The 12663-nt window shown below is 43.0% G+C and carries 14 protein-coding genes; all 14 read left to right on the forward strand.

The features are described 5' to 3' along the window. The first annotated feature begins 101 nt into the window (after positions 1 to 101). The 14 genes from UQW94_RS11000 (at position 102) to UQW94_RS11065 (ending at position 12585) form a co-directional block, all read left to right on the forward strand. Complete coding sequence (locus UQW94_RS11000) at positions 102 to 275, forward strand: Flp family type IVb pilin (protein ID WP_031781043.1); 174 nt, start codon at positions 102 to 104, stop codon at positions 273 to 275. Continuing rightward, positions 275 to 763, forward strand: coding sequence for an A24 family peptidase (locus UQW94_RS11005; protein WP_031781044.1), 489 nt, complete (start codon positions 275 to 277; stop codon positions 761 to 763). The genes UQW94_RS11000 and UQW94_RS11005 overlap by 1 nt, the downstream gene beginning before the upstream one ends. 62 nt (positions 764 to 825) lie before the next feature. Continuing rightward, the gene (locus tag UQW94_RS11010; RefSeq protein WP_165401630.1) at positions 826 to 2139 is read left to right on the forward strand and encodes an AAA family ATPase; all 1314 of its coding nucleotides are present in this window, start codon (positions 826 to 828) and stop codon (positions 2137 to 2139) included. A gap of 13 nt (positions 2140 to 2152) precedes the next feature. Further along, on the forward strand, positions 2153 to 2908 hold the full coding sequence (cpaB, locus tag UQW94_RS11015; protein ID WP_005386448.1) for a Flp pilus assembly protein CpaB: 756 nt from the start codon (positions 2153 to 2155) through the stop codon (positions 2906 to 2908). Between the two features lie 7 nt (positions 2909 to 2915). After that, on the forward strand, positions 2916 to 4379 hold the full coding sequence (locus UQW94_RS11020; RefSeq protein WP_005386449.1) for a type II and III secretion system protein family protein: 1464 nt from the start codon (positions 2916 to 2918) through the stop codon (positions 4377 to 4379). Between the two features lie 13 nt (positions 4380 to 4392). Beyond that, positions 4393 to 4617, forward strand: coding sequence for a hypothetical protein (locus UQW94_RS11025; RefSeq protein ID WP_031781045.1), 225 nt, complete (start codon positions 4393 to 4395; stop codon positions 4615 to 4617). A 25-nt stretch (positions 4618 to 4642) separates the two neighbouring features. Next, on the forward strand, positions 4643 to 5962 hold the full coding sequence (locus UQW94_RS11030; RefSeq protein WP_137282334.1) for a pilus assembly protein TadG-related protein: 1320 nt from the start codon (positions 4643 to 4645) through the stop codon (positions 5960 to 5962). Between the two features lies 1 nt (position 5963). Further along, positions 5964 to 6428: a TadE/TadG family type IV pilus assembly protein gene (locus tag UQW94_RS11035; protein WP_031781046.1), complete on the forward strand. Its 465-nt coding sequence runs from the start codon at positions 5964 to 5966 to the stop codon at positions 6426 to 6428. After that, entirely contained in the window at positions 6425 to 6958 is a 534-nt protein-coding gene (locus UQW94_RS11040; RefSeq protein ID WP_005386454.1) for a TadE/TadG family type IV pilus assembly protein, read from the forward strand. Before UQW94_RS11035 ends, UQW94_RS11040 begins: the two co-directional genes overlap by 4 nt. Positions 6959 to 6962: 4 nt before the next feature. Further along, a complete protein-coding gene (locus UQW94_RS11045) occupies positions 6963 to 8171 on the forward strand; it encodes an AAA family ATPase (protein WP_318072741.1) in 1209 nt (402 codons plus the stop codon). Positions 8172 to 8183: 12 nt separating this feature from the next. Beyond that, a complete protein-coding gene (locus UQW94_RS11050) occupies positions 8184 to 9629 on the forward strand; it encodes a CpaF family protein (protein WP_046875025.1) in 1446 nt (481 codons plus the stop codon). Positions 9630 to 9638: 9 nt separating this feature from the next. Beyond that, a complete protein-coding gene (locus tag UQW94_RS11055) occupies positions 9639 to 10607 on the forward strand; it encodes a type II secretion system F family protein (protein ID WP_046875024.1) in 969 nt (322 codons plus the stop codon). Between the two features lie 2 nt (positions 10608 to 10609). Beyond that, positions 10610 to 11551 (forward strand): type II secretion system F family protein, encoded by a 942-nt coding sequence (locus UQW94_RS11060; protein ID WP_005386462.1) that lies wholly within the window; start codon positions 10610 to 10612, stop codon positions 11549 to 11551. A gap of 20 nt (positions 11552 to 11571) precedes the next feature. Beyond that, entirely contained in the window at positions 11572 to 12585 is a 1014-nt protein-coding gene (locus UQW94_RS11065; RefSeq protein ID WP_005386465.1) for a tetratricopeptide repeat protein, read from the forward strand. The last annotated feature ends 78 nt before the right edge of the window (positions 12586 to 12663 follow it).

The raw sequence follows: 12663 nt of genomic DNA on the forward strand, positions 1-12663 counted from the left end.
CCCCCCTAATTCTTGATGACTAATGTTTAAGCATGATTCGGGTGTATATGATACCTGCGTCATGGACAAGCGAGATTTGGTTAAATAAAGGGGATAATCTTATGGATAACTTTCGCAATCTAATCAAGGACTTCATGGAAGACGAAGAGGGGCTAACACTTTTGGAGTACATCCTAGGTGCGGCACTAATTGTTACTGCATTCTTGACTTCAGGCTTCTGGACAACCTTGTCTAACAAGTTCACTTCAGTAGCTGGTCGTATTAGCTCTTCGTAATGGTTAGCGAGTTAATTATTTGGTCATTACTTATTGCGATTGGAGTTTCAGACGCACAGAAACACAGAATACCGAATAAAGCGGTGCTTATGCTTTTGGTTGCAGTAACTGCAAACGTAATTTACAACCCAGCCACAACTGGTTTGGATCATTTATATGGTGGGTTGGTTGCGTTTGCGGTGTGTTTCGCGCTGTATCTTTTCAAAGTAATGGCTGGAGGAGACGTTAAGTTACTCGCCGTCATAGGGGCATGGTTGGGATTGAGTAACCTTGGGGAAGCGTCTACCGGGATAATACTCGCTGGAGGCATTGTCGGCATTTTTTATCTAATGCTACATGTGTCATCGACTAGTGTTGCTCTATCACATCAGATTAAAGGGTATTGCTTAGAAAAAGTAACACCAGGTTTTAGGTCCAGTAAGCCGTTAGTCATTCCATTCGCGCCGATAATCGTAATTGGATTAGCTTATTTTTCCTATACCCACTAAATAAAAATAATAAATGGCATGCAGCATCAGTTGGCTAAGCAACTTCAAGGAGGGGAAGTGTGATGGGCTCTGTGTATTGGGAAAAACTCGTGCCACAAATAAATCCACCAAAAGTACCTTCATCGGTAGAAGGTCTTGGCATACCGGCTTCAGTCGTTGAAAACTTAGTGTTGAAACACCTGTCAGCTTATCCGAAATGTGATTTGATCGAGTTAACACAGCGGTTATGTGTGGTTTCAAATATTGTTGAACTTGCTTTGGCGCAGTTGAGGAAACGAAGCTGGGTTGAGGTATATCAGCCTACATCTGAGAAGCTAAACCATTCGTACTCGAACATTCGTTATAGTCTAACGGAATTAGGACTTGCGGAAGCAGACATTGCATATAGAAAAGATCCATATATCGGTCCTGTTCCAGTTTCTTTGGAAGAGTATTGGACCGTTGTTGAAGGACAAGATCTACGCAAAAACCCTGTTACCCGTATCGATGTAGAGCGTGCATTATCTGATGTTTTTGGCTCGGATCACTTAGTTCCTGTTCTCGGACCTGCTATCAACTCTGGACGAGCTTTGTTGCTTTACGGCCACGCGGGTACTGGTAAAAGTTACGTTGCATCAAGAGTGCTCAATGCAATGAACACTTCGGTGTTTATTCCTTACGCCGTATATGCCGATGGCAACATCATCAAAGTGTTCTCAGAGCATCATCACCGTCGTTTAGACAACTCCCATTCTCAGGTTTTCGTTAAGTTGGAAACCCATTACGACAAACGCTGGGTTCTTTGTGAAAGACCAAACATTCAAGTGGGCGGTGAGCTGACATTGGAGATGCTTGAGGTAAACCACAGCGAGCATAATCGTGTATGGATTGCGCCACTTCAAATGATGGCTAACAACGGAATCTTAGTGATTGATGATCTCGGTCGTCAGTCAATGCCTGTTGATGCCTTGCTAAATAGATGGATCGTTCCAATGGAATACTTATTTGACCATCTGGCGCTGCCAAATGGTCAACAAGTAACGGTGCCATTTATGCTTACTTTGGCATTCTCATCCAATTTTGCACCAAGCAAAATTGCTGACCCTGCTTTTTTACGCCGTCTGGGGTACAAAATTGAGTTTAAGCCACTTGGTGATGATGACTATAAAGCGCTTTGGTTATCGCTGTCCAAAGACTTGCAACTCGCGTTGTCGCCTGAATTCTTTGACACATTAAATCAATTGCACCGTGAAAATAAAATGCCTAATTATCCATGCTTACCTAAAGATCTTTTGGGCATTAGCAGAGACGTTCTCGTTTTTGAAGGAAAACGAAAAGTCGTCTCATCAGACATTTTAACTCGTGCCTGGGGACTGTATTTCACAGTGGATGAATAGGGAGATCTAAATTATGAGTCGGACTCAAGTCATCATGCTATTGCTACTCTCCATTGTTTTCGGCCTTGCTGCCGTGTTGATAGCTAAACAATGGATGGATGGCAGAAACCAACCAACAGTCGAGTTAGAAGAGGTCGAAAGGCATCCCGTTTTAGTTGCCGCCATGGAGCTAGAACCAGGAACTATTCTCTCTGAGAAACATTTGTCTACTAAGCTCATGGAAGTGGACTGGATAGATGATGAAACATTGAAAGTAAAAGAACAGGCATTGGGAAGAATCGTTGCCAATACTATTTACGCGGGTGAACTTGTTAACCCTCATCGCCTTGCCCTACCTGGTGAAGGCGCAACACTTGCTGCATTAATTCCAGAAAACAAGCGAGCAATCACTATTCGCGTAAATGACGTTATCGGTGTGGCAGGTTTTTTGTTACCAGGCAACAAGGTCGATGTCCTGAATACAGTGAGTTATGGACAAGGTAAAAACGCCACAACAAAAACAGTGCTTAAAAATATCAATGTTCTTGCGGTGGACCAAACAGCCAAAACGAATGATAACAAACCCGTGATTGTACGCGCTGTGACTTTAGAAGTAACACCGAAAGAGGCAGAAAAGCTCTTATCGGCGAACAGCAAAGGCGATATACAGCTTGCTCTGCGCAACCCTCATGAAGTGGATAAACCTGTTGTAGCAAGAAAATACACGCCACGACCTAGTGTGACCATTATTAAGGGATCTCAGGCATCCAGTGTCCGAGTCAGCAATTAGGTGAATTATGAAAACAATAATATTACTTGTTAGCCAGTTACTTTTCGTCAGCTTGTCTGTTAACGCAGCTACGGCGCAGTCAGGAAAAGTCGTAACCGTTGCACATCACCAATCAACTCAATTGATGATATCAGGCCAAGCAAAGAAAGTGACGTTAGGGGATCCAGAAGTCTTGGATATTTTAGTGCTCAGATCGAACGAGCTGTTTCTTATTGGTAAGAAGTTAGGTACCACGAATGTGTCGGTGTGGGATCGCAGAGGCCGGTTAATTGAGCAGTTTAACGTGGAAGTCACGCATGATCTAAATACGCTTAAGTCGAAGCTTTATCAGTTCTTGCCGGATGAAAATATCGAAGTGCACAGTGCGCAAGAAAAAGTGGTACTTAGAGGCTTGGTCAGCAGTCAGCAAAACATGGACACTGCGGTCAAAATTGCTGAAACCTTTGCTTTGGGTGAAGCGGCAGATGAAGAAGATGATAGCTCTAAAGATGATGAAAGTATGGTCATCAATCTACTTTCTATTGGTGGTGCTCAGCAGGTGACGCTAGAAGTTACCGTTGCCGAAGTACAGCGCACACTTGTAAGACGCTTCGACTCAAACTTCCACTTTTTCCAAAGAAGTGGGGACTTTACTTGGGGTGGTACGACTGCTGGTGGCGGTATTGATGGCATTGGACCGATTTTGAACGTCCCAACAGTCGAAGATTTCGGTTTTCTCGGATCGTTTATCGACAGTAATACCTTGTTTACCTTTGCGCTTGATGTGGCGAAGCAAAATGGCGTAGCGAAAGTGCTGGCCGAGCCTAGCCTTACCGCATTAAGTGGTACGCAAGCCGAGTTTGTCGCTGGTGGTGAATTCCCAATTCCAGTACCAAATGAAGATGGCATTACTATCGACTACAAAGAGTATGGTGTTCAACTCGACTTTGTTCCGTTTATTTTGAGTGATAAGAGAATCAATCTCAAACTGAACGTCAATGTGAGTGAAATTTCCAATTCTGGTGTGTTGACGTTTAATCCAAACGAAGTGAATGCCACTTTCTTTATTCCACCAATCACAAAACGAAGTGCTGGTACAACGATTGAGCTAGCAGATGGTCAAACCATTGGTATTGCGGGGCTATTGAGTGAAAACGCGCGTAACGTTGCGAATGGTATACCTGGTGCGAGTGATCTACCTGTGTTAGGCCGCTTGTTTAAGAGTGAAGAATTTACCTCTGGGGAAACAGAACTAGTCATTCTGGTTACTCCTCGATTAGCAACCCCAATTGATCGACGTCGAATTACGCTACCAACAGATGGTTTTGTTGCTCCAAACGATGTGGAGTTCTATTTGCTTGGTAAAGGTGCTGAGTTGGATTTCGATAGGTACCAGCTAAACGACATTAGTGAAGAAGATACTAACAACAATTTTATTCAATACGGTTCGTCAGAAGGTGGCTCTGAGGGCAAGTTTGGGCACAGTCTATAAGTGGGAGAACAAGATGAAAAGCATAATGATAATGACCATTTGTTTCACATCATTCGGCTTGTTTGGCTGTGCGAATGACCCCGAGCTTGGTATCTCGGTTAGCCAGCTGCGCGCTGAACAAACTCTGAATCCAGAAGCCTGGTATGAGAATTTGGGCTACTTACCGGAAGGTAGTGGTGAGCGCACACAAGTTAGCTTAGAGGTATATAACAACAATGGGGTAGCCAAAGATGATTAAGTGATACGTTCACTTAGGAGGGGCTATGCGAAGGAATATGCATATAGCGCCAAGGAGAGCTCAGAAAGGGATTACCTTGGTATTAATTAGTTTAGTTTTATTATTTTTACTTGGTGTTGCAGCCTTTGGTATTGATTTGAATCACCAAGTACTCAATAAAACAAGACTACAAAACGCGGTCGACTCCGCTGCATTAGCGGCTGCGGTTGTCGTCGATGAAAGGACCGACGCGGCAGATTTGGCTGAGCGGCTTAGTTTAGCGACGCAAGCGGCGAATGATGCTCTGACTCATTCTGCTGCGTCTGATGGTAACCAAGAATTAGTTTACACGGGGGAAAACATAGATGTAACTTTCTCAAATTCGAACGCTAAAGGCTCATTTGTTGAAGCTGGAGAGTTCTCTTTGGGCAGTGACAGCGACATCTATGTTCGTGTTGCCGTTAGTAATGTTCTTTTGACACAGTATTTAAGTGGCATGTTTGGGCTCGACAAAGGGGTGTCAGCAAGTGCTGTTGCAGGACCAAGTGCGCCAAGCATTACTACATGTAACGTGTCGCCTATTGCTATGTGTGGCGATGTAGGCTCAGCTGATCTGGCGTGGGGATACATTCCTTCTTCAAACCCAAACTACAATGGCGCACAAGATCGAGATGCTGACACTATTCATGTATTGAAACCATCAGGGCACACGGATGGTGGCATTGGTTCGGGTAACTACCACCTTTTAGACTTTGGTTCCGGTAAAAATACAGTAAGAGAAATGCTGGCAGGGGATACTGAGGAGTGCATAACAGTCGGTGATTTAGTCACAACAGAGACTGGTAAAGGTACGGGACCAGTAGCTCAAGGTCTAAATACGAGATTTGATGGGGGTAAGCCAGATGAAGGCATTACTTCAGATAAGTACATCGAAGAGTCCAACGTAACATACGACAATTACCAACAACAATATCAGGATGCGGAAGATCCGGCCGTTGATAACGATGCGTTTTATTATGCCGATTATGTCGAAGGGTTAGCCGCTTGTACGGGGGGGCCTGGCGCGTGCAAGTCGCAATATTACCGAGCGGATGGGAAAACCGATCGAAGGGTATTACGAGTGCCGATCGTTCGTTGTGATGAAGCTCCAAAAAAAGGCGGCAAGATGGATTTAGAAGTACTGGGCCTAGGATGCTTTTTTGTTACTCAGGAAGTGCAAAACAAGGGGAATGAATCGGAAATATTCGGTCAGTTTCTAGAGGATTGTACGGTAAAAAATGCGTCGTCTGGGGTAGATCCGGATGAAGATGGAGTTGGGCCATACAAAATCGTTCTATACAAAGACCCGTCAAGTGGAGGGTCTTAATATGATGTACTCCAATAGAAAGCATCAGATGAAAAAGATGGCTAACCAGAAAGGACTGGCAATTATAGAGTTTATTCTTGCATTGCCAGTGCTACTGATGCTGACCGTATTAGTTATCGACGTGAGCCGAGCTTTTATTCAATACACAGAGGTCAACAAAGCGTTGCAAAATGGCGCACGGTATGCCGTGGTTGATACTTATGGCACGTTAGATTTTGAAGGTATAGCTGAAGAATCTGATATTAAAAATGTGGTGATCTATGGCACGCCGAGTGGCGTTGGTACGCCGGTAATCGACTATATTGAAGCTGCTGACATTATTGTGACTCAACCAACGGACACCAATAAGGTTGTCACCATATCGGCTACTTATAATTATGAGCCTATTTTCTCAACCTTACCTTTTACCGGAACCTCTTTGGCTTTCAGTATTGGCTCTTCTGCGTCAATGAGGACTAGCCCATGAAACAATGGATAAGGAAACAGAAAGGACTGACCCAAGTTGAGTTTTCGTTAATTGCACTTGCGGTAATGTTAGTACTGTTCATGATTATTGAGTTTGCAATCTACTTTTATTCAGTGCAAATGGTCAACGAAATTACCAGGCGAGCGGCACGACTTGCCACGGTTTGTTTTATTTCTGAACGTGATGAAATACCTAATCATCAAGCTTTGGAGAGTCTATATCCTTCAGGTTTTACCGCTAATAATTTACAAATCGAATATTTAGACGATACAGGTGCAACTGTTGATGTGTCGGACTTTTTGAGTACTCCACCTGCAGCATCTACAGTGTTAGATGCTCAGTTTTCAAAAATAAAATATGTTCAAGCAAGAGCAGTTGATTATGAATTTAAGTTTTTTGTGTTAGCTGCGCTTATTAGTGCAGTAGGAAAAACGCCTGCTTTTGAAACTGTATTGCCGGCAGAAAGCTTAGGTGTATTAAAGCCGGAAGCTGATAACCCTGCTGTTTATTCGGATTGTTCCGCGGAGTAGCTTTATGTTGAAACCAGTCAAAATGGATAATGAAACACATAAAAGTTTAAAAACTAACTTGATTATTTGGATAGTTTACTCTACATCAAATTTTAAAATTCACATTGCTGATGAACTATCAAGGTGTGTAAATATAAATATTGATTGGATAGAGCTAGATACCTTTAACTTGGACTTTGTGAAAAATAAGCAAGTTCCTGATCTCATTTATATTGAAACCGGTGAAAGCTGGGCTCAGAAAGTGGCTCATGTTTATTCTAGTGACAGCAGTTTACAGCATAATCATACCGCTTTGATTGTATTTGGCGACGAGAACGATACTGCATCCCTTAAAATGGCATTAAGGCTTGGGGCAACAGATTATTTGTCTCGTTCGGTTGATTTTGGCGAGCTATATCCTTTATTAAAATCTACCGCGGATGAAAAGATTGCCAATAAGAAAATGGGCGATCTAACATTGTTTATTAATACAAAAGGCGGCTCTGGAGCAACCACTTTGGCTATTAATACAGCAATAGAATTATCAAGCTATGCTAAGAGTAAAGTGTTGCTCGTTGACTTGGATATGCAGTTTAGTGATGCCGCTGATTATTTAAACTGTAAGCCTAAATACAATATTAATGATGTGATTGATTCTGTTAATGATTTAGATGAATTATCACTAGAAGGACTAGTCTACCAGCATCCTTCAGGTTTGAATTATTTGTGTTTTAACCAAAATGATCCTAAAGGTAATTACAAGCATGCGGTTCAAGTTAGTAAATTATTACCTATTTTGAGGCAGTTTTACTCACATATTATTGTGGATTTATCTCATGGCGTTGAGCACGTTTATCAACAAATTGTTTCTCCGGCAACACATGTTTTTTTGATTCTGCAACAGAATGTTACCTCGGTGAAGCATGCTGTTAGTTATATACGTTCTTTAGAATTAGACTATGGTTTAAGTAGTCATCAGGTTGAACTAATTGTTAATCGTTTTGAAAAGAAATCGACAATATCGTTGAAAGACATTGAAAATGCGGTTAGTGGACATGCAATACACTTAGTACCTAATAACTTTGCTATTGCTATCGAGAGCGCTAATTTGGGCAACCCAATTGTTCAATCTAAGAAAAATAGTGCGCTGAAAGCGTCTTTGGCTGAAATATCGCACTTATTAGAAAGTCCGACCAAAGAGAATCAAAGTTGGATAAAAAAACTATTTTCTTAGTAAGGGGGAGTTATGTTTTTCAAACGGAAAGGCGTCGGGAGTTCTTTCAATTCCGTAGATGAAACAAAAGAATCCAAAGTTGTGAATGTCGAGTTGGCAAAATCTGATGAAGACACGTCAGATGAGCAAAAGTCTTTGTCGCCGGTAGAAGCCAAGATGAAAGCGATCGAGGAGCAGAAAAAGCAATTAGAACAAGATCTCTCGATAAAACACTACTACCACAAGAAACTACTGGATACCTTGGATCTCGGGCTTCTATCGCACTTGCAAGAAGATCGCGCGAAAGAGGAGTTGCGCGAAGCGGTTGTTCAGCTCATCGCGGAAGATCAAACACACCCATTGAGTTCAGAAGCGCGAAACCGCGTAATACATCAAATTGAAGATGAAGTGTTCGGCCTAGGGCCTCTTGAGCCACTTCTTGAAGATCAAACAATCTCAGATATCTTAGTAAATGGCCCGAAAAATATTTTCGTCGAACGTTTTGGTAAGTTGGAGAAAACACCGCACACCTTTTTAGACGAACGCCATTTGCGCAACATTATCGACCGTATTGTAAGCCAAGTGGGTCGAAGGATCGATGAGGCTTCACCCATGGTGGATGCTCGACTAAAAGATGGCTCACGTTTTAATGCGATTATACCTCCTCTTGCTATTGATGGGCCTTCAGTTTCTATTCGACGTTTTGCGGTTGAACGTTTGAATATGGATAACCTATTAGAACTTGGATCGTTGTCTCCTGAAATGGCGAAGTTTCTTAATGCGGCGGTTGTGGGGGAAATGAATATCCTGATTTCTGGTGGTACAGGTTCTGGTAAAACAACCACGCTAAATATTTTGTCGAGCTTTATTCCTAGCGACCAACGCATTGTAACCATTGAGGACTCGGCAGAGTTACAACTCCAACAGCCACATATTATCCGTTTGGAAACACGTCCTTCCAATATCGAGGGTAAGGGTGAAATTTCTCAGCGTGATTTAGTAAAAAACTCACTACGTATGCGTCCCGATCGGATAGTTGTTGGTGAGGTTCGTGGCTCAGAAGCGGTGGATATGCTATCCGCAATGAACACGGGTCATGATGGGTCTTTGGCTACTATCCACGCGAATACACCAAGAGATGCGTTGAGCCGGATTGAGAATATGTTCTCGATGGCAGGGTGGAATGTGTCGACAAAAAACTTGAGAGCGCAGATCGCGTCTGCCATCAATATTGTTGTGCAAATGGATCGCCAGGAAGACGGTAAACGTCGCATGGTTAGCGTACAAGAAATCAATGGCATGGAAGGTGACGTTATTACCATGTCGGAGATCTTCACCTTCCAAAGAAGAGGGGTCGATCAAGAAGGCAATGTGTTAGGTGATTACATGGCTACAGGGATTGTACCAAGCTGCCATGACCAATTAGTAAAACGAGGCTTAGACGTACCATTTGAAATATTCAATGAAAAAGCCCGTTAGGAGATTGCTATGGATAGTCAATTCCCCCTTTTTCTTGTACTGCTGTTTTTGTCCGTATTCTTTATTAGCCAAGCGTTAATTCTGCCTTCTGCGGGTAAAAAGGTTAAGCATAAGCAATTAATCAAGCGGATACACGAAAGCCATAAACATATTGATCAAGAGAGTATTTCTTTATTAAGGGAAAACTCGCTCAAGAATCTATCGCCATTAGAGCGATGGCTTGTGAGGTTTAGCCTGTTCGATAACTTTAAGAAGAAGTTGGAACTGGCTGGGATACACATGGGGTTCAGTCGGTTTATTTTCCTCACATTCCTCGGAGGGACTGCGGTTGGTCTATTTCTGTTCTTGTTCGGGCAAGTTTGGTACCTCTGTGCTGGCGTTGCGTTTGCTTGCTGGGTGTCTGTTTACTTCTACATACAGAAAAGGATTGCTGATCGTTTAATGAAATTTGAAGAGCAACTGCCAGAGGCTCTCGATATCATCAAGCGAGTTTTGCAGGCAGGGCAGCCAATTACGCAGGGGTTTGGAGAAGTAGGCAGAGAGGTTAGTGCACCGCTTGGTCCTGAGTTCATGAATACCTTTAACTTACTCAACTATGGTTATGACCTCCGCTTGGCGATTATGCAAATGTCGGAGAGAACTCCTACCGTATCTATGCTTGCTTTCTCCAGTGCTGTGTTACTGCAAAAGGAAACGGGTGGTAACTTAGTCGAAAACATTGAGAAGCTCTCCCATATCCTACGTGCTCGTTTCAAACTCGCTCGAAAAATAAAAACCATTTCGGCGGAATCTCGAATGTCGGCATGGGTATTAGTATTAGCGCCTTTTGGTTTGTACGTCATCATTTCCCTTGTTCGACCTGAGTATATTGAGTTACTCCACACGCATCCAATGGGGATCAAAATGGTCATTGGTGGGATGGTAGCGTTGTTTATCGGCACGCTTTGGATTCGTAAAATCGTCAATATTGAGGTGTAGCCATGGAAAGTATTCAAGGATGGTTAAACGATTTTGCTGTCGGCCAAGAAACACTGCTTATGGGGTTGATCCTCATCACTACAGTGTTGGTTGTGATGACGTTAGGCTCGATAATTATCGGGGTTAACTCGCCAATTAAACGAAAGTTAGCCGAATTGTCTGGTGATAAGAAAGAAGTCTCTCATCACAACAAAAAAATGTCAGACACCTTGGAGTCGTTAGCGCCTTTAACTTCCCCAACCAGTGAAAAAGAGCGCCAAACGACACGCAATAAGCTGATGCATGCTGGGTTTCATGAAAGCAATGCATTATCGATGTTTTATGCCATTAAATCGGTCACGACGATCTTAGGTGTGATGGTGGCGGCACTGGTGTATTTCTCGGTTCCGGAATCTAAATACCTGTACACGTATATGGCGTTATCCGTATTTATTGGGCTTTTATTTCCTGATTTTATTTTGCGTCGAATGGTGAACAAGCGTCAGCAAGCGATTCGTGCAGGTGTGCCCGACATGCTTGATTTGCTGGTGGTTTGTACCGAATCAGGGCTTGGCTTTAATGCAGCGTTGCGTCGGGTTGCTGATGAACTGGTTATCTCTCACCCAGAGCTTGCCGATGAAATCGATACGGTGTGCAACAAAATTAAAGCGGGTAAACCAATGCCAGAAGCGCTGAGGGAGCTAGTATTAAGAACAGGGTTAGAAGAATTAATGGGGCTGGTAAGTATGCTTAGCCATGCCTCTCGAATAGGGGGGAGTTTAGTCAACTCCTTGCGTGAATATACCGAAGACTACAGGGATAAGCGTCAACAAGCAGCAGAAGAAATTGCTGCAAAAATCCCAGTCAAAATGATGTTTCCAATGGTGCTATTTATTTGGCCTTGCTTTTTTATAGTGGCTATCGGACCTGCGTTAATTTCATTGGCTGAGGCATTTTCTAATTAAAAAGCAAAATAGGGATCGTTATGTGGATTAAGAAATACGTCATCATCTCGTTGTTGGTGCTTACCGCATGTTCAACAACTGAACAGTCATCAGATTTCGATTCAACGCTGTACTCAGGTAAGCCCGTTGAGTCTCTCACTAATGATGAACCTCCCAAAACAGAGGAAGAGGCAATCTCACGAGGGGATATTGCATTAAGCAACAAAAATGTCGACTTAGCCTTGTATGAATATATTCGCTCACTCTCTTTCCCGAATGCAGTCCATAAAGATAAAACCTTGTACACCGTGGGGCGCATCCATTTAGCTAGGGAGAATTCAGAACTCGCCGATAAATCATTTCGAGCATCTTTGGCTGAGAACCCCGATCATATTGGCTCCCTGACTGAGCTTGGTACTTTATACACGAAGCGTGGAGAAAAGGACGTCGGGAAAAGCTACTACATACGCGCTTTGAATGCTGACCAAATTCGCATGGATGGCGATCCTACCATCACTAAAGACAACATTACTGCAGAGAGCGTTGCAACATATCGCTATGATGATAAATCACCAGTCTCTGCTTACTCCGGTCTAGGTGTGCTTTACGACATTCGTGGCGACCACGATATTGCGCAGGCGTTAATTCGAAAAGCGTTGGATATTGACTCAAGAAACGTAAACGCTTTGGTCAGCCTTGGCTACTCCTACTACATGGAAAAAGCTTACTCAAAAGCGGCGCACTTTACTCAAGCCGCACTAAGTATCAAGCCAGGAGATGAGAGAGGAATCAATAATTTAGGTCTCATTGCTTTAGCTAAAGATCAGCCACGACAAGCTCTGAGTATTTTTAGTCGACACATGACAGAACCCGAAGCGCTCAACAATGTTGGCTATTTCTTGATCCTTCAAGGCAAACCAGGAGAGGCGATTCCTTATTTACAACAGGCTATTGATAAGAACCCTGCCTACTATGAACTGGCAAATAAAAACCTAGAACGAGCATTGGCAATGGTGAGAGAGCGAGGGGATACCTCTACCGCGCTTCTCCAATAAATTTGAAGACCCTTTTAAAAGAAAGCCACTCTGCAAGATAGAGTGGCTTTTTCATTTATGGGGAGTAGTCCGTTGCAA

Origin of the sequence: Vibrio sp. PBL-C16 (assembly GCF_034321865.1) — a bacterium.
Taxonomy (GTDB): domain Bacteria; phylum Pseudomonadota; class Gammaproteobacteria; order Enterobacterales; family Vibrionaceae; genus Vibrio; species Vibrio alginolyticus.